A 22,563-nucleotide genomic window follows, 5' to 3' on the forward strand; every position below is an offset into this window, starting at 1 on the left:
GTCCTGTGGCCCCTGCAATTGCAGGCGTTCGGGGATCACCCGCCTTCGGACAGCGCACCTTGACGGTGGTGTTTAAAACAAATGCCGGCCACGGGCGAAGCCCCGGCCGGATGCCCCTGAATGGACGATCCGGCGCCCCAAGTCAACCGTTTCGCGCATCCCAGCGGGCGAGGACAGCCTCCGCGCCGACCGCCGCGCCCGCGCGCAGACTGCCCGGCGTGGCCGAGAGCCGCGGAGCCGGGGCAGGCTCGCCGTCCTGCCAGACACCGCGCGCGACGTTGTGGGGATGCACCGCCGCCTCGCCATAGTCGAGGACGGCGCCCGCGCAGGCGTCGGTCCCCTCCAGCACCGCCGCCCAGTCGTCCCGCGTTCGCGTGGCGAAAACCGCCGCCAGCCGCGCCCGGATCGCGGGCCAGCCGCTGCGGTCCGCGCGGTCGGGCAGTTCGGCCGGGTCTATCCCCAACCGCTCCAGCAGCGCCGCCCAGAACTGCGGCTCGAGCGCGCCGATCGCGACGAATCCGCCATCGGCGCAAGCGTAACACCCATACCACGGCGCCCCGCCGTCCAGCATGTTCGCCTCGCGCGCGTCGGCCCACAACTCCTCGCGCCGCATCCCCGCGATCATGGCCGAGAGATGCGCGACCCCGTCGGTGATCGCCGCGTCCACCACCTGCCCCTGCCCCGTCGCCCGCGCATGGATCAGCGCCGCCAGCATCCCCGCGACCAGATACATCGACCCGCCCGCAAAATCGCCGAGCAGGTTCATCGGCGGCACCGGCCGCTCAGCGGGGCCGACGGCCGCAAGCGCCCCCGTAGCCGCGAGATAGCTGATATCGTGCCCAGCGCTCTGCGCCAGCGGCCCGGTCTGGCCCCATCCGGTCATGCGCCCATAGACCAGCCGCGGATGCTCCGCGAAATCCCCGGGCCCGAGGCCCAGCCGCTCCATCGCGCCCGGCCGCATCCCCTCGATCAGCGCGTCGGCCCGCAGGATCAGCGCCCGCGCCGCCTCGCGGCCCGCCTCGCTCTTGAGGTCCAGTTCCACCCAGTCGCGCCCGCGGTCGAGCGGGTCGCGCGCCATGCCGAGGATGCGACGGCTGCCGGGGCGGGTGATGCGGATGACCTCGGCGCCGTGGTCGGCGAGCCACATGGCGGCGAAGGGCGTCGGTCCGAGGCCCGCGATCTCGACCACGCGGACGCCATCCAACGCACCCATCAGGCCTCCGCCTTCTCGGCCAGCCGCAGCCACTCGTCCTCGGCCGCCATCAGCGCCGCCTGCCGCTCGGCCAACGCTTCGGTGGCCTTGGCGAATTTCGCCGGCGCGGTGGTGTAGAGGTCCGGGGCGGCGAGGTAGTCGGTGAGCTTCGCGATCTCGGCTTCGAGCCGCGCGATCTCGTCAGGCAGGGCCCCGAGGCGATGCTTTTCGGTGAAGGTCAGCCCGGCGCCCGGCGCTTTCGCCGGTGCGGCGGGGGACGCCGCAGTCGTTCGCACCGGGGCCGCCTCAACCGGCGCATCCTCGCCCCGCTGCGCGCGATAGTCGCTCCACCCGCCGGCATAGACCACCGCGCGGCCGTCGCCCTCCATCGCCACGGTCGTATCCGCCACCCGGTCGATGAAGTCGCGGTCGTGGCTGACCAGCAGCACGGTGCCGTCATACTCGCCCAAGAGGTCCTGCAGCAGGTCCAGCGTCTCGATGTCGAGGTCGTTGGTCGGCTCGTCCAGCACCAGCAGGTTCGAGGGCCGCGCCATGATCTGCGCCAGCAGCAGCCGCGCCTTCTCGCCGCCCGAGAGGCTGGCGATGGGCGCGCGGGCCTGCGACTCGTCGAAGAGGAAATCCTTGAGGTAGCCCACCACATGCCGCGGCTGGCCGCGCACCATCACCTGATCGGCGCTGCCCGAGACGGCGAGCGCCGCGTCCCCGGTCAGCGTGGCCCAAGGCGTCGCCGCCTCGTCCAGCGCGGAGCGGGTCTGGTCGAATACGGCGATCTCCAGACTCGTGCCATGCGTTACCGTCCCGGTATCCGGCGCGAGGTCGCCCGTCAGCATGCGGATCAGCGTCGTCTTGCCCGCGCCGTTCGGCCCCACGAAGGCGATCCGGTCGCCGCGCATCACGCGCAGGTCGAACGGCCTGAGCACCACCCGCTCGCCGAAGCGCTTGGAGATGCCGCGCGCCTCGATCACCTTGCGCCCCGACTGCGGCCCGGCGTCCAGCGCCATCGCCGCCGTCCCCTGCCGCCGGATCTGCGCCGCCCGCTCGGCCCGCATCGCCTGCAGCGCGCGCAGCCGCCCCTGGTTGCGCTTGCGCCGCGCGCTGATCCCTTCGACCGCCCAACGACCTTCCGCCTTGATCTTGCGGTCGAGCTTGTGGCGGGCCTCGTCCTCGGCCGCCCAGACCGCCTCGCGCCACTCCTCGAAGCCGGCGAAGCCGCGCTCCTGCCGCCTCACCTCGCCGCGGTCGAGCCAGAGCGTCGCGCGGGTCAGGTCGCGCAGGAAGGCGCGGTCGTGGCTGATGAGGACGAAGGCTGAGGCTGTGCCCTCGAGCTGCGCGTCGAGCCAGGTGATCGCCTCGATGTCGAGGTGGTTCGTGGGCTCGTCGAGCAGCATCAGCTCGGCCCCTTCGGCCAGCAGCCGGGCGAGCGCGGCCCGCCGCCGCTCGCCGCCCGAGGCGGAGGCGACCGGGGTCAGCGGGTCGAACTTCAGCCCCTCGGCGGCCGCGGCCACGCGCCATTCCTCGCCCGGATGCAGGCGGGCCGCGGCGAAATCGCCGAGCGTCTCGTGGCCGGAGAGGTCGGGGTCCTGCTCCATATAGGCGACCGTGGTGCCCGCCCCCAGCACGCGGTTGCCGGAATCGGGCAGGACCAGCCCGGCCAGCAGCTTCATCAGCGTGGATTTGCCCGAGCCGTTGCGGCCGACGAGCGCGATCCGGTCGCCCGGCTGGATCGTCAGCGACAGGTTCTCGAACACGGTATGCCCGCCGAAGCGGAGGGCGACGTCGGAGAGCTGCAGGAGGGGGGCGCGGGCCATGGCGGCAGCGGCTAACCCGGCCCCGGCAGCGCGTCAATCGCGCCGCGGTCGCCGCGCCTTCACCCTTCCGAAAGGTCTGTGCCATAGAAGGTCTTTCGGAGCCGGGAGCCGCCCATGCCGCGCAAGATCATCTTCGACACCGACCCCGGCCAGGACGACGCCGTGGCGCTGCTGCTGGCGCTCGCTTCGCCCGAGGAGGTCGAGGTGCTGGGCGTCACCGCCGTGGCCGGAAACGTGCCGCTGGACCTGACGGCGAAGAACGCGCGCATCGTCTGCGAACTGGCGGGACGGCCTGACCTGCCCGTCCATGCGGGCTGCGACGCGCCGCTCGCGCGCAGGCTCGTCACGGCCGAGAACGTGCATGGCGCGACCGGCCTCGACGGCATCGACCTGCGCCCGCCCGCGATGCCGCTGGCGGAGACGCATGCGGTCGATTTCATCATCGAGACTCTGCGCGGGGAGCCTTCGGGCAGCGTCACCCTCGTGGCCGTCGGCCCGCTGACCAACATCGCCACCGCCTTCGACCGCGCCCCCGACACCGTGCCGCGCGTGCAGGAGATCGTCATCATGGGCGGCGCCTATTTCGAGGTCGGCAACGTCACCCCGGCGGCCGAGTTCAACATCTACGTGGACCCCGAGGCCGCCAAGCTGGTCTTCGACTCCGGCGCGGCCCTGACGGTGATGCCGCTCGACGTGACGCACAAGGCGCTGACCAGCCGCGACTGGGTCGAGGGGATGCGCGCCCTCGGCACCCGCGTCGGCGAGGCGGTGGCGAGCTGGACCGATTTCTTCGAGCGCTACGACAAGGCGAAATACGGCAACCTCGGCGCGCCCCTGCACGACCCCTGCGCGGTCGCCTGGCTGATCCGGCCGGAGCTGTTCTCGGGCAAGCGAGTCAATGTCGAGATCGAGACAGCGGGGGAGTTCACCGCCGGCATGACGGTCGCCGACTGGTGGGGCGTCACCGGCAAGGCGGCGAATTGCCTCTTCGTGAACGAGGTGGACCGAGACGGGCTGTTCGCGATGCTGACCGAACGGCTGGCGCGGCTCGGGCAGAAGCCGGGATAGGGGCGCAGCGCGGAAGGTCCTGCGCCGCTACTGCGCGGGAGCTCCCGGCGCGAGGCTCGGCAGGCCACCCGTATCGCCCGACCCTTCCGAAGCGGGGTTGCCTTCGGGCGGCGCGCCGCCGGGAGCCTCGGGCACGAAGCCCGGCGAGCCGTTGCCGCCATCACTCTCCGGCCCTTCCGGCGCCGCATCGGGCTCGCCCGCCTCGCCCGGCGCCGGAGGCCGCGGCCGGTCGCCGATGGTCGCGTCGATCCGGGCGATCATCGCGCCGGTGATGTCGATCGCATCGGCCGAGAGGAACACCGTGCGGCGGTCGAGGACCACCAGGGCCCCGCGCTCGGCCATCACCGCGCCGAAGACCGGCAGCACCGCCCGCAGAAACGCGGTGCGGTCGGCGTCGGCCTCGGCCAGCAGCGCGCGGGCGGCCAGGTCGCGCTCGCGGCGGGTCTCCTGCACATGGGCGTCGAAGGCCTCGGCGCGAGCCCGGAACTCCTCGGGCGGCAGGCTTTCGCGCAATGCGGTCAGGGCGTCGTCCTGCGCTTCCAGATCGGCCACGATGCGGTCGTTCTCGGCCGCGAGCGCATTGCCGCGCGCCTCGAGTTCCGCCTGCGCGCGGCGGCCCCAGGCGGAATCGCGGTAGAGCGCGTCCTGGTCAATGGTCAGGATCGGCGAGGCCGGGGCCGCGACCGGCGGCGGCGGCGCGACCGGCGCCTGCGCCGCGGCGGCGGCCGGCAGCGCCAGCCCCACGGCCAGGGCTGCGGCGGCGCGGCGCATCAGAACCGGGTCGAGATCGTCAGGTCGAAGGTCTGCGTCCGGTCGTAATCCTCCTTCTTGACCGGCTTGGCGAAGTTCAGCCGCAGCGGACCGATGGGCGTGGTCCAGAACATCGACACCCCGACCGAGGCGCGGACATTCATCGAATCGTCCACCACGTTGGGCTCACCCTCGAAGACGCTCACGTTGTTGTCGAGGCCCCAGACCGAGCCGACATCCGCGAACACGCCGCCGGTGACGCCGTATTCCTCAGGCAGGCCCAGCGGGAACTGCGCCTCGGCCCGCGCCACCCAGAAATAGTTGCCGCCGAGCGCGTCGATATACTCGCGCTCGCCATTCGGCAGCACCACCGAGTCGCGCGGCCCGTAGCCGTTCGCCTTGAAGCCGCGGATGGCGGATCCGTTGAAGCGGTCGCCGATGCGGCTGATCTGGTCGTCCAGCATGTGGACCGCGCCCGCCTCCATCTCGGCCCGCAGCGTCACGCTCTCGCGCCAAGCGCGGCTCTCGACCCCGGCATAGAGGACGCTCGTGATCGACCGGGTGTCGCCGCCGAAGCCGGCGACGTCCTGGCTGAAGTTCAGCCGCCAGGCGGTGTTCGGGTCGATCCGCTCGCGCCGGCTGTCATAGGAATAGACATAGCCCAGCGCCGAGGTCAGCCGCTCGCCCTCGTCGGCGACGATCAGCGACGACGTGCCGGTGATCTCGAACTCATCCGTGCCGGGGATCTCGGTCACGGTCAGCGGCGTGATCCCGGTCAGGTCCTGATGCGTCAGCCGGTAGCGCAACTCCATCCGGCCATTGGGCGAGACCGGGAACTCCACCCCGGTGCCGATCGAGGCGGTGGTGGTGTCGAAGGTCTGGTCCTGCAGGCCCTCGGTCTCGCGGTAGCTGGCCGAGAGCCGCCAGCGCAGGTCACGCCCGAGGAAGAACGGCTCGGCGAAGTTGAAGTTGAAGAGGCGCGAGCCCTCGGCGCCCGAGAAGGCCAGCGCGACCTGCTGCCCGCGGCCGAGGAAGTTGTCCTCGGTCAGCGAAATGTTCAGCCCGAGGCCGGCATCGGCCCCGTAGCTGCCGCCGAAGGTCAGCGAGCCGGTCGGCTGCTCCTCGACGTTGACGTCCACGATGACGTTCTCGGGCGCGGTGCCCTGACGGCTGGCGACCTCGGCGTTGGAGAAGTAGCCGAGCGCGCGGACCCGCTCGGCCGCGTTCCTGATCTCGCGCGGGTTGAAGGGGTCGCCCTCGACGGTGCGGAACTGGCGGCGGATGACCTGATCGAGCGTGGTGGTGTTGCCCTCGATGTCGATGCGCTCGACGAAGATGCGCGGGCCGCGGGTCAGCACGAAGGCGAGGTCGAGCGTCTGGTTCGCCATGTTCCGCGTCACGCGAGGCTGGACCGAGACGAAGTCGAGGCCCTGCCGGGTGGCCAGGTTCTCCATCCGCGCGATGGTGGTGTCGATCACCTGCGGGTTGTAGACGCTGCCGGACCGGACGCGGTTCTGGGCCCGGAAGGCCGCGGCATCGACGCCGGGGATCTCGCTCGCGACGGTGACGTTGCCGAAGCGGAACTGCGGGCCTTCCTGGATCTGGTAGGTGACGTAAAAGGCGTCGCGTTCGCGCGCGACCACGGGCGAGACGCCCTGCACGCGGAAATCGGCAAAGCCGCGCGAGCGGTAGAAGTCGGTCAGCAGCTGCTCGTCGAGCGCGATGCGGTCGGGCGAGAAGGTGTCGCGCCGGATGAAGGCGCGCAGCAGCCCGGCCTGCTTGGTCGCCAGCACCTGCCGCAGCCGGTAGTCCGAGAACGAGCGGTTGCCCGAGAAGCCGACGCGCTCGATCTCGGTCAGGTCGCCCTCGGTCACTTCGAAGACCAGATCGACGCGGTCGGCGGACCGCTGGATGATGCGCGGCTCGATCCGCGCCGCCAGCCGCCCCTCGGCGGCGTAGAGCTGCGCCATTGCGGCGGCGTCGGCCTCGGCCTGTGCGGGCGAGTAGATGCGCCGCGACTGCGAGCGCACGACCTCCATCAGGCGCTCGTCGTTCAGACGGCGGTTGCCCTCGATGTTGATGACGTCGATGACCGGATATTCGGGCGTCTGCGCCGCGACCATTCCGGGTGATCCGAGCATCAGCGCCGCTGCAAACGCCGCCGCCCCCCTGCCGAGCCTGCCGTCCCTCATCGCCGATCCCTCGTGATATGCGGCCGGCGCCTTGGGCGGGCCATTATTTTGTTCCCAGCGATACCCTTGGCAGGCCCCTGCTGTCAAAAGGTCAGGGACAGAAAAGGTCGTTGGAGAGGCCGAAAATCATCAGTCCGAGGACGATCATCAGCCCGGCGGTGGTCAGCCAACCCGCCACCCGCTCCGCCGGCGGGCGGCCGGTGACGGCTTCCCAGAGGTAGAAGGCCAGGTGGCCGCCGTCGAGAACCGGGATCGGCAGCAGGTTCAGGAACCCGATCGCGGCCGAGAGGATGCCGATCCACCAGACGAAATCGGCGAAGCCCACGGCGGCCGCCTGCCCGGTGCTCTCGGCGATGGTGATGGCGCCGCCGATGTTGCAGGTCGAGATCTGGCCCGTGACCATGGCCGCGATCCCCTGCACCGACGAGGCGACGACGCCCCAGGTGGTCACCGCGCCCAGCCGCAGGGCCTCGATGGGCCCGGCACGGCGCAGCGCGGGCTCGATATAGCCGCTGCCGCCGGTGACGCCGATCAGCCAGCGCCGCTCGAACCCGCCGCCCTCGCGAGGGACGTCCTGCTCGCGCGGGGTCAGTTCGGCCTCGAAGTTGCCGCGGCCCTCGCGCCAAATGGTCAGCGTCAGCGGCGCGCCCTCGGCCGCCTCCACGCGGGTGCGAAGCTCGTCGAAGCGCAGGACCGGCTTACCGTCGATGCCGAGGATCACGTCGCCGGGGCGCAGGCCGGCATCGGCAGCGGCTCCGCGGGGGGCGACGCCGCCGATGAGCGCCGGGAACGGGTCCGGGCCGGGCACCTCGATGGCGGTGCCGCCGCGCTCCACTGCCCATGTCTGGACTAGCGCAGGGGCGAGGCTCTCCGAAAGGCGAGGCAGGTCGGCCCATTCCTCGACCGGCTGCCCGCCCACGCCGAGGATGCGGTCGCCGGGTTCGAGCGCGCTCTCCACACCCGGCGGCATGGCGGAAAGGCCGCCGATGGTGGGGGTCTCCGCGGGCAGCCCGCGGACCAGCGCGAAGCCCGCGAAGATGACGAGGGCGAGGAGGAAGCTGAAGGCCGGCCCCGCCGCCACCGTCGCCACCCGCGCCCAGAGGGGGGCGCCGTCGAGCGTCTGGCGGCGCAAGGCGGGATCGACCATGCGGGCCTTCCCCGCGCTCGCCACATCGGCATCGCCGAGGAAGCGGACATAGCCGCCCAGCGGCACGGCGGCGACCTGCCACAGCGTGCCGCGCCGGTCGCGGCGGGCGGCGAGGCGGGGGCCGAAGCCGATCGAGAACACCTCCGCCCGGATGCCGGACCAGCGGCCGATGATGTAATGGCCGAACTCGTGCACCGCGACGATGACGCCGAGCGCGACGATGAAGGCCGCGATGCTGCGCAGGCCGCCGCCGAAGGCGGGCAGAAGCTCCATCATGCCGCGATCCGTGCGGTGCGGCGGGCGAAGGCGTCCCAGGCGAGAACCGAGTCGAGATCGGCGGGGCTGTCGCAGAAGCCCGGCTCGCCCGCGGCACGGTCGAGCGCCCCCTCGACCCGCGCGGCCATGTCGGAAAATCCGATGCGTCCGGCGAGGAAGTCGTCCAGGGCCTGCTCCTTTGCGGCGTTGAGGACCGCGCCCGCCGCCCCGCCCGCCGCCATCGCCTCGCGGGCCAGCCGCAGCGCCGGCCAGCGGACCTCGTCGGGGGCGCGGAAGGTCAGGCTGCCCTGCGCGGCGAGGTCGAGCGGCGCCACCGGCAGCGGCCGCCGGTCTGGCCAGTTCAGCGCATAGCCGATCGCGTGGCGCATGTCAGGCGCGCCGAGATGGGCCAGCACGCCGCCGTCCACATGCTCGACCAGCGCATGCACGATGGATTCTGGGTGGACCAGCACCCCGATCCGCTCGGGGGCGAGGCCGAAGAATTCGCGCGCCTCGATCACTTCCAGTGCCTTGTTGAACATCGAGGCGCTGTCGATGGTGATGCGCTGCCCCATCGCCCAGTTGGGATGCCTCGAGGCCTCGGCCACCGTCGCCCGCGCCAGCCGCTCCACCGGCCAGTCGCGGAACGCGCCCCCCGAGGCGGTGATAGTCACGCGCGCCACTGCCGCCGCGTCCTCACCGCCGAGCGCCTGAAACACGGCCGAATGCTCGCTGTCCACCGGAAGGATGCGGGCGCCGGTGCGCGCCGCCGTGGCCATGACGAGGCGCCCGGCGGCGACCAGCGTCTCCTTGTTGGCAAGCGCCAGCGTGCCACCACGCTCAAGCACCGCAAGACCGGGCGCGAGGCCGGCGGCACCGACGATGGCCGAGAGCGTCCAGTCGGCGGGCCGCGCGGCGGCCTCCACCAGCGCCTGCGGGCCAGCGGCGGCCTCGATCCCCGAGCCCGCGAGCGCGAGGCGCAGGGCGGGCAGCTCCTCCGCATGCGCCGTCACCGCCACTTCGGCCTGAAGCGCCCGCGCCATCTCCGCCAGTCGCGCCACGTTCCGGCCGCCGGTCAGCGCGACCACGCGATAGGCCTGGGGCCCCCCCGCGCGCATGACGAGGTCGAAGGCGCTCTCGCCGATGGAGCCGGTGGCCCCGAGGATGGTCAGGGTTCGCATGTCAGGCGGAAATGGGCAGCCAGCCCGCGAGGTCAAGCGCGCCGACCATCAGCACCGCGCCCGACACGGCGTCGAAGCGGTCCATGAAGCCGCCATGGCCGGGGATCAGGTTCGAGCTGTCCTTGACCCCCGCCCGGCGCTTGAGCCAGCTTTCGGCGATGTCGCCCATCTGCCCGGCGAAGGCGACCAGCGGCGAGAGCAGGATCAGCGACTCGCCGCCGCGCGCGAGCCAGGCGAGCAGCGCCCCGAAAAGCGCCGCGCCGACCCAGCCCGCGACGGTGCCCGACCAGGTCTTGTTGGGGCTGAGACGCGGCCAGAACTTCGGACCGCCGAGCATGCGCCCGGCGAAATAACCGAGGGAATCGGAGATCACCACCACGCCCATCACCCACAGCACCGCCCCGAGGCCCAACGCCTCGCGCAGATGCACGAGGCCGTAGCCCACCAGCAGGATCGCGGCGCCGAAGACGGCATAGGTCAGCCGGTCCCGCGCGATGGCGCCGGGCATCCCGGCGAGGAGCGGCAGCAGCAGCAGCCAGGGTGCGCCGCCGGAGAGCAGTGTGATGAACAGCGACACGCCCGCGAGCGCGGACAGGACCAGCGGCCGGCCCCTCCCGAAGGGCGTCACATGCATCGCCGGGTGCCGCCAGCCGGTCATGCGCGCCAGTTCCCAGAAGGTCACGGCGACGATGAGCGAGATCAGCAGCCGCAGCCAGATGCCGGTGGAGAGCGCCAGCAGCACCGCGATGGCCAGCAGCACCGCGGTCGAGGCGAGGCGGCGCGTGAGGTCGGCCCATCTGCCGCCGCCGGGCGCGGGCTGCGGTACCGCCGCCCCCGCGCGGCCCGTCATGCGGTGCCGAAGCGTCGGGCGCGGGTGGCGGTCCGCTCGAGAATCGACGCGAGATGTTCGGGCGTGAAGTCGGGCCAGAGAACCGGCGTGAACTCGTATTCCGCATAGGCCGCCTGGAACGGCAGGAAGTTCGAGGTCCGCATCTCGCCCGAGGTGCGGATCACGAGGTCCGGATCGGGGTGGCCGGCGGTGTCGAGGCAGGCGGCGAGGACATCCTCGTCCGCTTCCGCGACCTCGCCTGCCGCGATGCGGCCCGCGAGCCTCGCGGCGGCCCGCGCCAGCTCGTCGCGGCCGCCGTAATTGATCGCCACCGTCAGGTTGAGCCGGGTGTTGCCCGCGGTCCGGTCCTCGATCTTGTCCATCAGCCCGCGCAGCCGCGGGTTCAGCCGCTCGCGCGCGCCGATGAAGCGCATACGCACGCCCTCACGGGCCATCGTGACCGCCTCACGCTCGATATAGCGGGCGAAAATGCCCATGAGGCCGAGGACTTCCTCGGTCGAGCGCTTCCAGTTCTCGGTCGAGAAGGCGTAGAGGGTCAGCCAGTCGATGCCGAGGTCGGGCGCGGCGTTGACGATCTGCTTCACCCGCTCGGCTCCGCGGCGGTGGCCGACGAGGCGCGGCCAGCCCTTCTGCGCGGCCCAGCGGCCGTTGCCGTCCATGATGATCGCCACGCGGCGAGAGGTCGCGCCCGAGCCGCCGGTGGCGGCGGGGCAGGCGGCAAGGTCGAGCGCGGTTTCGCCCATTGCCTCAGACCTGCATGATTTCGGCCTGCTTGGCCTCGAGCGTCTTGTCCACGTCGCCGATGAAGCGGTCGGTCAGCTCCTGCACCGCCTGCTCCCAGAACTTCTGGTCGTCCTCGGCCATGCCCTGGGCCTTGGCCTTCTTGACCTGGTCCATGCCGTCACGGCGCACGTTGCGGATCGCGACGCGCGCGTGCTCGGCATATTGCGCGGCCACCTTGGCCAGGTCGCGCCGCCGCTCCTCGTTCAGTTCCGGTATCGGCAGCATGATGATGGTGCCGTTGAGCTGCGGGTTGATGCCGAGGCCGCTGTCGCGGATCGCCTTCTCGACCTTGGAGACCAGCGCCTTGTCCCAGACGTTGATCGTAACCATTCGCGGCTCCGGGACGTTCACGGTCCCGACCTGGTTGATCGGCGTCATCGAGCCGTAGGCATCGACCATGACCGGCTCGACCATGCTGGCCGAGGCGCGGCCGGTCCTGAGCGAGGCGAGTTCCCCGCGCAGCGATTCCATCGCGCCCTTCATCCGCCGCTCGAGGTCGTCGGTGTCGATTTCGATCTCGTCCGCCATGCTGCCTCTGCCCGCCCGCATCTTGTTTTTTTCGGTTGTAGCGCCACCGGCGCGTCAAGCAAAGCCGCGTTTACGCAAGATTGAAGGCATCTCCTGCGTCGTAGGCCCGCGTCAGGGCTTTTCATAGGCGCTGCCGTCCCCGGCCCCGCGGGGCTCGTCAACGTAGCGGCCCTGCTTCGGGACCGCGACCTCACGGAACTCCGCCGCCAGCCGGTGCAGCGCGGCGCGCATCGCCGGGCCCTGCATCGGCCGACCGTGGAAGCTGAGCGCAAGCTCCGGCTCCAGCGCCGCGAGCCGCTTGACCGAGGCCTCCGCCGCAGCCCAGTCGATGGTGAAATACATCGGCGGGCCGTGCATCTCCGGCTCCTGCACCGCCACGTCATAGGCAGATTCCTGCGCCGTGGTGCAGAAGGCGTCCCCCGCGATCAGCGCCCGATCGGCCTCGCGCCACAGCGCGACATGGCCGACCGAGTGGCCGGGCGTGTGCAGCCAGCGCCAGCCCGGCAGGTGCGGGATGCTGCCGTCCTCGGGCAGCGCATCCAGGCGGGCGCCAACGTCCACCGGCTTCGTCGGATAGAACCGCGCCAGCCGCGCCATCATGCCCCCGCCGACCGAAGGATCGCCGGGCGGATAGGCGGCGGTGCCGTTCAGGTAGGGATGCTCCAGCGGATGCGCGACGACCGGGACGTCCCACTCCTCCACCAGGGTCTCGAGCGCGCCGACATGGTCGAAATGGCCATGTGTCATGACGATCGCGGCGGGGCGGGCGTCCGCGCCGAAGCGGGCCGTGGCGGCGGCGCGGATCAGGCCGGCGGTGCCGGTCAGCCCGGCGTCGAGCAGCACCCAGCCGCGATCGCCCGCGTCGGGATGGCCGAGGAACACCACATTGACGATGCCGAGCCGCCGGTAGGCGATGTCGGGCGCGAGCTCATGCGTCTTGTCGCCCCGCGCCGCGTCGAGTTCCGGATCGAGCGCGCTCGCCTCCTCCGGCAGGGGTATCTGCTGGGCCATCTCCGCCTCCATCGCCGCCGGTTTCCAACAGCGGCGCGGGCGTGCGGTTCCTCAGCCGTGGACGCGCGTGTAGGTGCCGTGGCCGGCCAGCACGCCGCGGAAGCCGCCCGGCTCGTCGAGCGAGAAGACGATGATCGGCAGGTCGTTGTCACGCGCGAGCGCGATGGCCGAGGCGTCCATCACGCCCAGATGCTTCTGCAGCACCTCGTCATAGGTCACGGTCTCGTAGCGCTTCGCATCGGCGTGCTTGGTCGGATCCTTGTCATAGACGCCGTCAACCTTGGTGCCCTTGAAGATCGCCTCGCAGGCCATTTCGGAGGCGCGCAGCGTCGCCGCCGTGTCGGTGGTGAAATAGGGGTTGCCGGTGCCGGCGGCGAAGATGATGACGCGCTTCTTTTCGAGGTGGCGGACGGCGCGGCGGCGGATGTAGGGCTCGCAGACCTCGTCCATGCGGATGGCGCTGATGACGCGGGTGTGGATGCCCTTGGCCTCCAGCGAGGACTGCATCGCCAGCGCGTTCATCACCGTCGCCAGCATGCCCATGTAGTCGGCGGTGGTCCGCTCCATCCCCTGCGCGCTGCCCTGCAATCCACGGAAGATGTTGCCGCCGCCGATCACCACGCAGATCTCGACGCCCAGCTGGTGGACCGATTCGATCTCGTCGGCGATGCGGGCGACGGTGGGCGGGTGCAGGCCGAAGCCCTGGTCGCCCATCAGCGCCTCGCCGGAGATCTTCAGCATGACGCGGTTGTAGGCTGTGGCCGGCCCGCGGGACGGTGCGGCGGGCTGCGGCTGGAGGTCGGCGGGGGTTGTGGTGGTGTCGGTCATCGGATCCCCCGGCGGTTACGTCGGGCGCAGAGATGTCGCAAAACGACCTCCGAGACAACCGAGGACGGGTGATGTCACGCGACGATCTGATGGCGGTGGACCCGCAGCGGCATGTGCTGATCGCCGGGCCGACCGCTTCGGGCAAATCGGCCCTCGCGCTTGGCCTCGCGCGCAAGCAGGGGGGCGTCGTCGTCAACGCCGACGCGCTGCAGGTCTGGTCCTGCTGGCGGGTGCTGACGGCGCGGCCATCGGCGGCGGAGGAGGCGCAGGCGCCGCACGCGCTCTACGGCCATGTCGCGCCGGGGCGCAGCTATTCCGTCGGCGACTGGCTGGCCGAGGTCGCGCGGCTGAAGGCGGCGGGGCGGCGGCTGATCGTGGCGGGCGGGACCGGGCTTTACCTGACCGCGCTGACGCGAGGGCTGGCGGTGATCCCGCCGGTTCCGCCCGAGGTGCGGGCCGAGGCGGATGCCCGGCTGGCGGCGGACGGCCTCGACGCGATGGCGGCCGGACTCGACCCCCGCACCGCGGCGGGGCTGGACCTGCGCAACCCGGCCCGTGTGCAGCGCGCCTGGGAGGTGCTGCGTGCCACCGGGCGCGGGCTGGCCGACTGGCAGGCCGAGACCGGGCCGCCGCTGATCGGCGGGGGCGCGGCGACGCGGCTCGTGCTGGTCTCGGACCGCGACTGGCTGGCGGCGCGGATCGCGCGGCGCTTCGGGGCGATGCTTGCCCAGGGCGCGCTCGATGAGGTCGCGGCGATGCGGCCGCAGTGGGTTCCCGGCGCGCAATGGACGCGGGCAATCGGGGCGGCGGAGCTGATGGCGCATCTGGAAGGGCGCATGACCCTGGAAGCGGCCGCGGAGGCGGCGATCATCGCCACCCGGCAATACGCCAAGTCACAGCGCATCTGGTTCCGCAACCGCATGCGGGACTGGCAGCAGGTTCCCGCTGAGGCTCTCACAAATAAATGACGCCGGCAGTCAAGCGGCACGCGGAACTATAGGCGGTTTTCCGCCTTTGGTGTAGGATTGGGCCACAGCCCCGAGGAACATCACCAATGTCGCGCATGAATTCACCCGCGCCGCCTCCGTCGCTGCCTGCGATCAAGGGCGCGCCTGCGACCACCGAGGTCTGGCCCGTCCCGAATCGCGGCATCGCCGCGCGGTTCGACCCCTCGGCCGAAGGCGGCGATTCGCTTCCCCTCGCCTCACCCATGGCGCCGGTCGCGCAGCGCCCGGTGGAGCGGCGCCGGGGCCTGCGGGTCATGCCGCTCGGTGCCTTCCTCTGGGGCGGGCCGGGCGGCGAGGCGCGGGCCCGTGAGGATCATGTGCTGGTCTGGTGCCATTCGGGCGCGGGCGACCTGCATCTTGGCCGCAACGCCGAGCGGCTGGGTCCCGGCGCGCTTCGCTGGCTTCCCGCCGGGACAGCCTTCGCGTGGCGTCCGGCGGCCGGGGCCGACGGGCGGGTGCTGCTCCTATCGCCCGATCTCGCGCGGGAACTCCCCGACACACCCGCAGCCGCGACCGTGGATGAGGTCGACAGCGGAATCCTCGCGGCGACCCTCGCGGGCTTGGCCGCCGAGGCACGGCGCGATGACGCCGCGCAGGCCCGCGCCGTCGCCTGCCACCTCGGCCTGATCGCCGTGCGGCTGGCCCGCGCCGTCCCCGCCCCGGCGCAAGCCCAGCCCGCGCGTCCGCTGGTCGAGGCGCTGCTGGAACGCCTGCGCGAGAACCCTGGCGGCCCCATCAGCCTCGCCGACCACGCGGCGGCGCTCGGCACCGACCTCGCGCGTCTCGATCGCGCCTGCCGCGAGATCCGCGGGCAGAGCGCGCTCGAACTGATGCAGGAGGTTCGGCGCGAGAAGGCCCTCACGGCGCTCAGGACCGGGCGACGGTCGCTTGACCGCATCGCCGCGGATGCCGGTTTCTCGGGCGCCGCGCATCTGGCCCGCGCCATCACCGCCGCGACCGGGCGGCTGCCGCAGGCGTTTCAGACCCGCTAAACCTCGGCCCCGTCCCGCCGGCCGCGGAAGCCCCTCGCCACGACGAACTTCTCCGACGAATCCGACCGGCTCGCAGGCGGCTTCACATTCGCCACCTTCTCGAAATTGCGCTTCAGCACCGCCTGGAGGTTCTGCTCGGCCCCGCCCGCCAGCACCTTGGCGACGAAGGTGCCGCCCTCCTCCAGCACGTCGAAGGCGAACGCCGCCGCCGCCTCCAGCAGCGCCACGATGCGCAGGTGGTCGGTGCCCTTGTGGCCGGAGGCCGAGGCGGCCATGTCGGACATGACCACATCCGCCCTGCCGCCGAGCCAGCCCTTCACCGTCTCATCGGCATCGTCGGCGAGAAAGTCGAGTTGGTGGATCTCGGCCCCCGCGATCGGCTCCACCTCCTGCAAGTCCACGCCGATCACCCGGCCCCGGGCCTTGCCCGCCTTCTCGCCCAGCGCATTCACCCGCGCCACGGCCACCTGGCACCAGCCGCCGGGCGCGCAGCCGAGATCGACCACCCGCGCGCCGGGCACGAGGAAGCGGTATCTGTCGTCGAGTTCGAGAATCTTGTAGGCCGCGCGCCCACGATAACCCTCGCGTTTCGCACGCTGCACATAGGGATCGTTCAGCTGCCGCTCGAGCCACAGGGTCGAGCTGAGCTTGCGCCCCTTGGCCGTCTTGACCCGCACCCGCAGGTCGCGCTCGCCCCGGCCGGACGTGGTCTTTCCCTTCGCCGCGCCGCCGCGGCCCTTGCCCATCTCCGCCATCAGGCCACCCCCTCCAGCCCTTCCGGCGTCACGACCCCATCCTTCACCATCTGCGAATAGAGCAACCCCTCGCGCAAGCCCCGGTCCGCGACCGAGAGGCGCGTCGTCGGCCAGACCCGCATCAGCGTCTGCAGGATCGCCGCGCCCGACATGATGAGGGCGTGCCGCTCGCGCCCGATGCGGGGATCGTTGCGCCGCCCCTCAGGGCCGAGGGTCAGGTATTCGCGGATCACGCGGTCGATCTGCTCGGTCGTCATCACGAGGCCGTCCACCTTGGTGCGGTCATAGCGGCGCAGGCCGAGGAAGCTGGCCGCGACCGTGGTCACGGTGCCCGAGGTGCCGATGATCTGGAAATTCGCGGGCGGGGCGCCGTGGGCATAGGGCGAGAACCCGGCCAGCTTCTCCTCGAAATACCAGCTCATCAGCGCGAAGCGGCCGGCGTCGTCCTCGACATCGGCGAACTGGTCGCGCAGCGTGGCCACGCCCAGCGGCACGCTGATCCAGTCCACCACCTTCGCCGCGCCCGTGCCGCGGTCGCCGAAGCCGCCCGAGAGCTTCATGATCGCCCGCGGCCGCTCGCGCGGCTCGACCCCGGTGATGTCGATCCAGACGAGCTCGGTCGAACCGCCGCCGATGTCCACGACCAGCAGATGCTCGGTGCCGAGGTTCACCAGCGGCGCGCAGGAGATGACGGCGAGGCGCGCCTCCTCCTCGGGGGCGATGACCTCGAGCGGCAGGCCGGTCTCGCGGCGGATCACGCGCAGGAAGTCGCGGCTGTTGCGGGCGCGGCGGCAGGCCTCGGTTGCGACGAGGCGCATCCGGGTGACGCCGTGGCTTTCCAGCTTGCGGCGGCAGACCTGCAGAGCGTGGACGGTCCGCGCCATGCTGGACCGCGACAACCGGCCAGACGCCTCCAGTCCAAGGCCGAGTTGCACCGGCTTGGAAAAGCTGTCCACGACCTGGAACTGACTGCCCTGCGGTCGGGCGATCAGCATCCGGCAACTGTTGGTCCCGAGATCGAGGGCGGCATAGAGCTCCCCCTTCCCGGGCTGGCGGGCGACGGGTTCCTGCACCGGCACCGCCGGGAGCGCGTCCGCACCCGCGGGACGCCTGGGCGCCATTCGAACGCCCTCCGATTTCAAGTTGTCCCCAAGCTAATGCGCCGGGGCCGCCCGATCAAGCGGCGTGAGGTCCGGGCGCGGCCGGCTCAACTCGATCATGTGGCGATTTCATGCGCGCGCGGCTTCCCTTTCAGCGCCGGAGGTCGCATTTCCACTCCGCGTGTCGCAAGCGACGCCGCCGCCCTTCTGGGCGTGGCGTATCGCGGGGCGATCAAGGGGAAAGGACCGGAACGACATGGCGCAGGCGGTGCTGGTGACATGGCGCGACATCCCGGCCCAGGTGATCCTGGGCAAGGGCCGCTCGGCCGAGCGTCACATGCTGCCCGAGCGTTTCGAGCAGGCGATCGACCGGGCGGCGATGAAGGCGGGGCTCTCGGGCACCGACGCCTATCTGGGCGAGTGGCGGCGGCAGGAGGTCGAGGTCGAGGACGCGGCGGCATTTGCCGCGCAGCTCGACGCCGACTATGACCGCGAGCGGCTCAAGACGCTGATCGCCAATCTCGGCTGGTCCGACCCCCCGTCCCCCGCAGCTTGAGGACAGTCATGGCCCTGCCCCGCCTCCGTTCCGTGGACGACCCTGCCCCGCTCGCCGCCTTCCTCGAAGGCGCCTCGCTCGAGGTGATGCCGCGCACTGCCGAGAAGATCACCGATCTGCGCGGGTTGCTGCCCGCGGGCGGGCAGGTGTTCGTGGCGCATATCGACGGCACTGCGCCCCAGGCGATGCAGGCGACCGTGTCGCGCATCGCGGCCGCCGGCCTGACCCCGGTGCCGCATATCCCGGCCCGCGTGGTGCCCTCGCGGGAGGCGCTCGCGGCCTGGGTCGGCGCCTACCGCGCCGCCGGTGCCCGCCATGCGCTGCTGCTGGGTGGCGGCCTGCCCCGTCCCGCCGGTCCCTATGCCGACAGCCTGCAGTTGCTGGAGACCGGCCTCTTCGACGGCTTCGACGGCCTCTTCGTCGCCGGCCACCCCGAGGGCAACCGCGACATCGACCCCGACGGCTCCGAGCGCAACGTGATGGCCGCGCTGCACGCCAAGCAAGAGTGGTCGCGCCGCAAGGGCGTGCCGCTGACCGTCGTGACCCAGTTCCTGTTCGAGGCCGATCCGGCGATCGCCTGGACCGAACGCCTCGCGTCCGCCGGGATCGACCTGCCGATCCGGCTCGGCCTCGCGGGTCCGACGAAGCTGCAGACCCTCATCAAATACGCCATCGCCTGCGGCGTCGGCCCCTCGCTGCGCGTGCTGCAGCGCCGCTCGCGCGACCTGACGAAGCTGCTGGTCCCGGTCACGCCCGACGACCTCGCCCTCGCCTTCGCCCGCCACAAGGCCGCCAATCCCGGCTGGCGGGTCGAAGCCGCGCATCTCTTCCCCCTCGGCGGCATCGCGCCCGCGGCCGAGTGGCTCACCCACAACCGCTGAGAGGCCTCATGACCCGCACCGTGCTCGAATCCGCGACAAGGACCGTCACCCTCGGCTTCGACGAGCCCTTCTGCGTGATCGGCGAGCGCATCAACCCGACGGGGCGCAAGAAGCTGGCGGCCCAGCTGGAGGCGGGAGATTTCTCGACGGTCGAAAGGGACGCGCTGACGCAGGTGGCCTGCGGGGCGGCGGTCCTCGATGTGAACGCGGGCGTGGTCTACAACTCGAACCCCGATCCCAACATCACCGAGCCGCCGCTGATGCGGAAGATGATCGAACTGGTGCAGGGGCTGGTCGAGGTGCCGCTCTGCATCGACAGCTCGGTCCCCGGCGCCCTGGAGGCCGGGCTGGCGGTGGCCAACGGCCGCCCGCTGGTCAACAGTGTCACCGGCGAGGAGGAGCGCATGGAGCGGGTGCTGCCGCTCGTGGCGAAATACAACGTCCCGGTGGTGGCGATCAGCAACGACGACACCGGCATCTCCGAGGACCCCGAGGTGCGCTTCGCGGTGGCGAAGAAGATCGTCGAGCGCGCGGCCGATTACGGCATCCCCGCGCATGACATCGTGGTCGATCCGCTGGTGATGCCCATCGGCGCCATGGCGACGGCCGGGCAGCAGGTCTTCGCCCTCGTGCGGCGGCTGCGCGACGAGCTTGGCGTGAACACCACCTGCGGCGCCAGCAATGTCAGCTTCGGCCTGCCCTCGCGCCACGGCATCAACGCGGCCTTCCTGCCCATGGCGATCGGCGCCGGCATGACCAGCGCGATCATGAACCCCACCCGCATCGCCGAGATGGAGGCCATCCGCGCCGCCAACCTGCTGATGAACCACGACGCAAACGGTGCCGACTGGATCCGCTTCGCCAAGGTGCTCGAGCAGGTCGAGGCCGGGGCGGATTTCGCCGAGGCGAGCCAGGCGGCGATGGCTGCCGGGACGGGCCGCGGGCGGCGGGGCGGGCGGGCGCGGGCGTAAACCGCGTCTTAACCCGAATCGGTGCAACGTCGGGCGCATGAACCAGATGCGCCCCTTGACCCGACTCAGCGATCCCGATGGCTGGATTGACCAGATTTTCTCCGCCCGCGCTGCCAGCCGCGGTGCGGTGATCCGGCGAAACACCCGATGGGTCGAGCGCGAGATCGGCCGCGAGCGCTTCATCGCCGAGGTCAGCTCGCGGGGCTGGCACATGATCGAGAGCGGCGGTCAGCTCGTGGTGCTGTGCAACAGCGGCGGCATCGAGATCGTATGCTGAACGATCGTTCTGCGAACGATCAGTCGATCCTTCTGGCGAAGGATCGTCCCGGTTCTTCGCAGAAGAACCGCCCTCGCTCGACATCGCACGCACCCGCCGCTACACCGCCGCCCATGATCGTCCTCGCCGCCCTCATCCTCGGCGCCGTCCTCGGCTGGCGCCGCGCCGCTGCCATCGGCGGCAACACCAAGGACCGGGTCCAGTATGCCGCCGTCCACGCGATCCTCTTCGCGCTGCTCGGCATGTTCGCCACGATCCTCGTGGACCGGGCGCTCCGCTGATGTTCCGCCCCTTTCTCGACGCGCTGCGCCGCGAAGGGGTCCCGGTCTCCCTGCGCGAATATCTCAACTTCCTCGAAGGCCTCGGCGCCGGCGTTGCCGGCTGGTCGGTCGAGGGCGTCTACCAGTTCGGCCGCGCCAGCCTCGTGAAGGACGAGCGCCACATCGACCGCTACGACCGCGCCTTCGCCGCCGCCTTCGCCGGGCTGGAGGCGGTACCGGTCGAAGCGCTGCTGGACGCCCGCGAACTCCCGCGCGAATGGCTGGAGAAGCTGGCCGAGAAGCTCCTGACGCCCGAGGAAATGGCCGCCGTGCAGGGCGCCGGCTCCTTCGAGGCGCTGATGGAGAAGCTGCGCCAGCGGCTGGCCGAGCAGCAGACCCGCCATCAGGGCGGCAGCAAGTGGATCGGCACCGCCGGCACCTCGCCCTTCGGCGCCTATGGCTACAACCCCGAGGGCGTCCGCATCGGCCAGCACGAGAGCGGCCACCGCCGCGCCGTCAAGGTCTGGGACCGACGCGAGTTCCGCGACTTCGACGACCGGATCGAGCTTGGCACCCGCAACATCAAGGTGGCGCTGAAGCGTCTGCGGCAATGGGCGCGGCACGGCGCGGCGGAGGAGCTGGACCTGCCCGGCACCATCCGCGCCACGGCCGAGCACGGCTATATCGACGTCGTGACCCGGCCCGAGCGCCGCAATGCGGTCAAGGTCCTGCTCCTCCTCGACGTCGGCGGCAGCATGGACGACCACAGCCTGCGCGTGGACGAGCTGTTCTCGGCTGCCAAGGCCGAGTTCAAGCATCTCGAGCATTACTACTTCCACAACTGCCTCTACGAGGCGGTCTGGCGCGACAACCGCCGGCGGTGGGCCGAACAGACGCCCACCTGGGATCTGCTGCACCGCTTTGGCCGCGACTGGAAGGTGGTGTTCGTGGGCGACGCCTCGATGTCGCCCTACGAGATCGCGGTCCCCGGCGGCGCCAACGAGCATTGGAACCCCGAGAGCGGCGAGACCTGGCTGCGCCGCGCCGCCGAGACCTGGCCCGACCACGTCTGGCTCAATCCCGTGCCCGAGGCGCATTGGCGCCACACCCCCTCGATCGGCATGATCGGCGAGGTCTTCCCGGGGCGGATGCATCCGCTGACCCTCGAAGGTCTGACGGCCGCGATGCGTCAACTTGGATGAGAATGCAAAGTTCTCGAGTGCGGGCGGGCCCTTGGCAGGCGCACATCCATCGGTAATCTGGTGAGCGATGGGAAGCGGGGCTTGGGCGGAATGATGAGCGAGGCGCGCAGGGTCTGGAACCCGGCGACCAAGGGCCGGGGCATGCGGTTCGGCGACCTGCGGCGCATGTCGCTGGACGACTACGTCGCCTCGGCCCCGCGCGACGCCTTCTGGTTCTTCCTGCACATCCCCAAGACGGCAGGCTCGTCCTTCTCGACCGAGCTGTCGCGGGTCGTGAAGCCTTACCACAACATCCACGCCGACGCGGCGCAGCGCGGCATCGGCTATGACGCGGCCGTCAACCTGGCCCTCGACGAGTTCCTCGCCCGGCCTGACCTGCAGGGCTTCCGCTCGGCCTCCGGCCATCTGCTGCACCCGATGACGCGCAAGATGTGGGAGCATGTGCCGGGGATGGAGATGGTGACCTTCCTGCGCGACCCGGAGGCGCGGGTGGTGTCGGACTACCGCTACCAGCGGACCCCCATGCATCCCGGCCACGAGGCGTTCCGGCAACGCTTCCCGACGTTGGAGAGCTTTGTCGAGGACCCCGCCTCGCAGAACCGGATCGCCCATTTCATCGGCGACGTGCGGGCCGACCATGCCGAGCTGATGGCCCGGCTGGAGCGGGACTTCGCCTTCGTCGGCCTGGTCGAGATGTATCCGTTCTCCTTCAGCACACTGTTCGCGCTGATGGGCCATCCCGGCCACACCCCGCGCGAGCGGGTGCGGGCCACCCCCGACACGCCCGAGACCGCGGTCGAGCTGACGCCCCGGCTGCGGCGGCGAATCGCGGAGGTGAACAGCCTCGACAGCGACCTCGTGGCGCGGACGCGCGAGATCCTGATGCCGCATGCCGAGGCCTGGCAGGCGGCACGGGCGGATTGACCCTGCGCGCCCGCGGCCCCACAT

23 protein-coding genes are annotated in these 22,563 nt (G+C 71.3%); 10 read left to right on the forward strand and 13 right to left on the reverse strand.

The window, feature by feature from the left end; translation table 11 throughout:
* Positions 1–142: 142 nt before the first annotated feature.
* Positions 143–1,216: a CaiB/BaiF CoA-transferase family protein gene (locus GI374_RS03905; RefSeq protein WP_154335999.1), complete on the reverse strand. Its 1,074-nt coding sequence runs from the start codon at positions 1,214–1,216 to the stop codon at positions 143–145.
* On the reverse strand, positions 1,213–3,021 hold the full coding sequence (locus GI374_RS03910; protein WP_154335711.1) for an ABC-F family ATP-binding cassette domain-containing protein: 1,809 nt from the start codon (positions 3,019–3,021) through the stop codon (positions 1,213–1,215). Before GI374_RS03910 ends, GI374_RS03905 begins: the two co-directional genes overlap by 4 nt.
* Before the next feature lie 114 nt (positions 3,022–3,135).
* On the opposite strand from GI374_RS03910, the gene GI374_RS03915 reads away from it, so the two are divergent.
* Complete coding sequence (locus GI374_RS03915; protein ID WP_154335712.1) at positions 3,136–4,089, forward strand: nucleoside hydrolase; 954 nt, start codon at positions 3,136–3,138, stop codon at positions 4,087–4,089.
* A gap of 27 nt (positions 4,090–4,116) precedes the next feature.
* Here GI374_RS03915 and GI374_RS03920 read toward each other — a convergent pair whose 3' ends face one another.
* From GI374_RS03920 to pyrH, 9 genes are all read right to left on the reverse strand, one after another.
* Positions 4,117–4,860, reverse strand: a complete 744-nt coding sequence (locus GI374_RS03920) for an OmpH family outer membrane protein (RefSeq protein ID WP_154335713.1) — start codon at positions 4,858–4,860, stop codon at positions 4,117–4,119.
* On the reverse strand, positions 4,860–7,031 hold the full coding sequence (bamA, locus tag GI374_RS03925; protein WP_154335714.1) for an outer membrane protein assembly factor BamA: 2,172 nt from the start codon (positions 7,029–7,031) through the stop codon (positions 4,860–4,862). Before bamA ends, GI374_RS03920 begins: the two co-directional genes overlap by 1 nt.
* 91 nt (positions 7,032–7,122) lie before the next feature.
* Complete coding sequence (gene rseP / locus GI374_RS03930; protein WP_154335715.1) at positions 7,123–8,454, reverse strand: RIP metalloprotease RseP; 1,332 nt, start codon at positions 8,452–8,454, stop codon at positions 7,123–7,125.
* Positions 8,451–9,614, reverse strand: coding sequence for a 1-deoxy-D-xylulose-5-phosphate reductoisomerase (gene dxr, locus GI374_RS03935; RefSeq protein WP_154335716.1), 1,164 nt, complete (start codon positions 9,612–9,614; stop codon positions 8,451–8,453). The genes rseP and dxr overlap by 4 nt, the downstream gene beginning before the upstream one ends.
* Position 9,615: 1 nt before the next feature.
* Positions 9,616–10,464 (reverse strand): phosphatidate cytidylyltransferase, encoded by an 849-nt coding sequence (locus GI374_RS03940; protein ID WP_154335717.1) that lies wholly within the window; start codon positions 10,462–10,464, stop codon positions 9,616–9,618.
* Positions 10,461–11,123 carry a polyprenyl diphosphate synthase gene (gene uppS, locus GI374_RS03945; protein ID WP_229582636.1) on the reverse strand — a complete coding sequence of 221 codons (663 nt, stop codon included), beginning with the start codon at positions 11,121–11,123 and terminating at the stop codon, positions 10,461–10,463. The genes GI374_RS03940 and uppS overlap by 4 nt, the downstream gene beginning before the upstream one ends.
* A gap of 88 nt (positions 11,124–11,211) precedes the next feature.
* The gene (gene frr / locus GI374_RS03950) at positions 11,212–11,775 is read right to left on the reverse strand and encodes a ribosome recycling factor (protein ID WP_154335719.1); all 564 of its coding nucleotides are present in this window, start codon (positions 11,773–11,775) and stop codon (positions 11,212–11,214) included.
* A gap of 111 nt (positions 11,776–11,886) precedes the next feature.
* The gene (locus GI374_RS03955; RefSeq protein WP_154335720.1) at positions 11,887–12,786 is read right to left on the reverse strand and encodes an MBL fold metallo-hydrolase; all 900 of its coding nucleotides are present in this window, start codon (positions 12,784–12,786) and stop codon (positions 11,887–11,889) included.
* 51 nt (positions 12,787–12,837) lie between these two features.
* Entirely contained in the window at positions 12,838–13,527 is a 690-nt protein-coding gene (gene pyrH, locus GI374_RS03960; protein WP_229582638.1) for a UMP kinase, read from the reverse strand.
* A gap of 158 nt (positions 13,528–13,685) precedes the next feature.
* Here pyrH and miaA point away from each other — a divergent pair, with 158 nt between their 5' ends.
* The gene (gene miaA, locus GI374_RS03965; RefSeq protein WP_229582593.1) at positions 13,686–14,582 is read left to right on the forward strand and encodes a tRNA (adenosine(37)-N6)-dimethylallyltransferase MiaA; all 897 of its coding nucleotides are present in this window, start codon (positions 13,686–13,688) and stop codon (positions 14,580–14,582) included.
* 86 nt (positions 14,583–14,668) lie between these two features.
* A complete protein-coding gene (locus GI374_RS03970; protein WP_154335723.1) occupies positions 14,669–15,613 on the forward strand; it encodes a helix-turn-helix domain-containing protein in 945 nt (314 codons plus the stop codon).
* Here GI374_RS03970 and GI374_RS03975 read toward each other — a convergent pair.
* Together GI374_RS03975 and GI374_RS03980 are read right to left on the reverse strand one after the other, a co-directional pair.
* Positions 15,610–16,359, reverse strand: coding sequence for an RlmE family RNA methyltransferase (locus tag GI374_RS03975; protein WP_154336000.1), 750 nt, complete (start codon positions 16,357–16,359; stop codon positions 15,610–15,612). The two genes, GI374_RS03970 and GI374_RS03975, sit on opposite strands and share 4 nt — an antisense overlap.
* Positions 16,360–16,367: 8 nt before the next feature.
* Positions 16,368–17,489, reverse strand: a complete 1,122-nt coding sequence (locus tag GI374_RS03980; RefSeq protein ID WP_154335724.1) for a Ppx/GppA phosphatase family protein — start codon at positions 17,487–17,489, stop codon at positions 16,368–16,370.
* A 235-nt stretch (positions 17,490–17,724) separates the two neighbouring features.
* Between GI374_RS03980 and GI374_RS03985 the strand changes: the two genes are divergently transcribed.
* From GI374_RS03985 to GI374_RS04010, 7 genes are all read left to right on the forward strand, one after another.
* Entirely contained in the window at positions 17,725–18,024 is a 300-nt protein-coding gene (locus GI374_RS03985; RefSeq protein WP_154335725.1) for a virulence factor, read from the forward strand.
* An 8-nt stretch (positions 18,025–18,032) separates the two neighbouring features.
* The gene (locus tag GI374_RS03990; RefSeq protein WP_154335726.1) at positions 18,033–18,905 is read left to right on the forward strand and encodes a methylenetetrahydrofolate reductase; all 873 of its coding nucleotides are present in this window, start codon (positions 18,033–18,035) and stop codon (positions 18,903–18,905) included.
* Between the two features lie 8 nt (positions 18,906–18,913).
* Positions 18,914–19,876, forward strand: a complete 963-nt coding sequence (locus GI374_RS03995) for a methyltetrahydrofolate cobalamin methyltransferase (protein WP_154335727.1) — start codon at positions 18,914–18,916, stop codon at positions 19,874–19,876.
* Between the two features lie 55 nt (positions 19,877–19,931).
* Positions 19,932–20,153 carry an N-(5'-phosphoribosyl)anthranilate isomerase gene (locus GI374_RS04000; RefSeq protein ID WP_370515130.1) on the forward strand — a complete coding sequence of 74 codons (222 nt, stop codon included), beginning with the start codon at positions 19,932–19,934 and terminating at the stop codon, positions 20,151–20,153.
* 113 nt (positions 20,154–20,266) lie between these two features.
* Positions 20,267–20,434: a hypothetical protein gene (locus tag GI374_RS18810; RefSeq protein WP_195759828.1), complete on the forward strand. Its 168-nt coding sequence runs from the start codon at positions 20,267–20,269 to the stop codon at positions 20,432–20,434.
* Complete coding sequence (locus tag GI374_RS04005; RefSeq protein WP_154335728.1) at positions 20,434–21,615, forward strand: VWA domain-containing protein; 1,182 nt, start codon at positions 20,434–20,436, stop codon at positions 21,613–21,615. Before GI374_RS18810 ends, GI374_RS04005 begins: the two co-directional genes overlap by 1 nt.
* A gap of 93 nt (positions 21,616–21,708) precedes the next feature.
* The gene (locus GI374_RS04010; protein ID WP_195759829.1) at positions 21,709–22,539 is read left to right on the forward strand and encodes a sulfotransferase family 2 domain-containing protein; all 831 of its coding nucleotides are present in this window, start codon (positions 21,709–21,711) and stop codon (positions 22,537–22,539) included.
* Positions 22,540–22,563: the final 24 nt, after the last annotated feature.

The organism is Paracoccus sp. S-4012, assembly GCF_009674885.1.
Taxonomy (GTDB): domain Bacteria; phylum Pseudomonadota; class Alphaproteobacteria; order Rhodobacterales; family Rhodobacteraceae; genus Paracoccus.

Bases quoted from the DNA above. Each gene is read 5' to 3' on its own strand.
- GI374_RS03970 (WP_154335723.1), top strand. From the start codon at position 14,669: ATGTCGCGCATGAATTCACCCGCGCCGCCTCCGTCGCTGCCTGCGATC.
- GI374_RS03980 (WP_154335724.1), bottom strand. From the start codon at position 17,489: ATGGCGCCCAGGCGTCCCGCGGGTGCGGACGCGCTCCCGGCGGTGCCG.
- uppS (WP_229582636.1), bottom strand. From the start codon at position 11,123: ATGGACGGCAACGGCCGCTGGGCCGCGCAGAAGGGCTGGCCGCGCCTC.
- GI374_RS03910 (WP_154335711.1), bottom strand. From the start codon at position 3,021: ATGGCCCGCGCCCCCCTCCTGCAGCTCTCCGACGTCGCCCTCCGCTTC.
- miaA (WP_229582593.1), top strand. From the start codon at position 13,686: ATGTCACGCGACGATCTGATGGCGGTGGACCCGCAGCGGCATGTGCTG.
- GI374_RS03995 (WP_154335727.1), top strand. From the start codon at position 18,914: ATGACCCGCACCGTGCTCGAATCCGCGACAAGGACCGTCACCCTCGGC.
- pyrH (WP_229582638.1), bottom strand. From the start codon at position 13,527: ATGCTGAAGATCTCCGGCGAGGCGCTGATGGGCGACCAGGGCTTCGGC.
- GI374_RS03940 (WP_154335717.1), bottom strand. From the start codon at position 10,464: ATGACGGGCCGCGCGGGGGCGGCGGTACCGCAGCCCGCGCCCGGCGGC.
- dxr (WP_154335716.1), bottom strand. From the start codon at position 9,614: ATGCGAACCCTGACCATCCTCGGGGCCACCGGCTCCATCGGCGAGAGC.
- GI374_RS03920 (WP_154335713.1), bottom strand. From the start codon at position 4,860: ATGCGCCGCGCCGCCGCAGCCCTGGCCGTGGGGCTGGCGCTGCCGGCC.
- GI374_RS03985 (WP_154335725.1), top strand. From the start codon at position 17,725: ATGGCGCAGGCGGTGCTGGTGACATGGCGCGACATCCCGGCCCAGGTG.
- GI374_RS04005 (WP_154335728.1), top strand. From the start codon at position 20,434: ATGTTCCGCCCCTTTCTCGACGCGCTGCGCCGCGAAGGGGTCCCGGTC.
- frr (WP_154335719.1), bottom strand. From the start codon at position 11,775: ATGGCGGACGAGATCGAAATCGACACCGACGACCTCGAGCGGCGGATG.
- GI374_RS03975 (WP_154336000.1), bottom strand. From the start codon at position 16,359: ATGGGCAAGGGCCGCGGCGGCGCGGCGAAGGGAAAGACCACGTCCGGC.
- GI374_RS03990 (WP_154335726.1), top strand. From the start codon at position 18,033: ATGGCCCTGCCCCGCCTCCGTTCCGTGGACGACCCTGCCCCGCTCGCC.
- bamA (WP_154335714.1), bottom strand. From the start codon at position 7,031: ATGAGGGACGGCAGGCTCGGCAGGGGGGCGGCGGCGTTTGCAGCGGCG.
- GI374_RS03955 (WP_154335720.1), bottom strand. From the start codon at position 12,786: ATGGCCCAGCAGATACCCCTGCCGGAGGAGGCGAGCGCGCTCGATCCG.
- GI374_RS03915 (WP_154335712.1), top strand. From the start codon at position 3,136: ATGCCGCGCAAGATCATCTTCGACACCGACCCCGGCCAGGACGACGCC.
- GI374_RS04010 (WP_195759829.1), top strand. From the start codon at position 21,709: ATGAGCGAGGCGCGCAGGGTCTGGAACCCGGCGACCAAGGGCCGGGGC.
- GI374_RS18810 (WP_195759828.1), top strand. From the start codon at position 20,267: ATGATCGTCCTCGCCGCCCTCATCCTCGGCGCCGTCCTCGGCTGGCGC.
- rseP (WP_154335715.1), bottom strand. From the start codon at position 8,454: ATGATGGAGCTTCTGCCCGCCTTCGGCGGCGGCCTGCGCAGCATCGCG.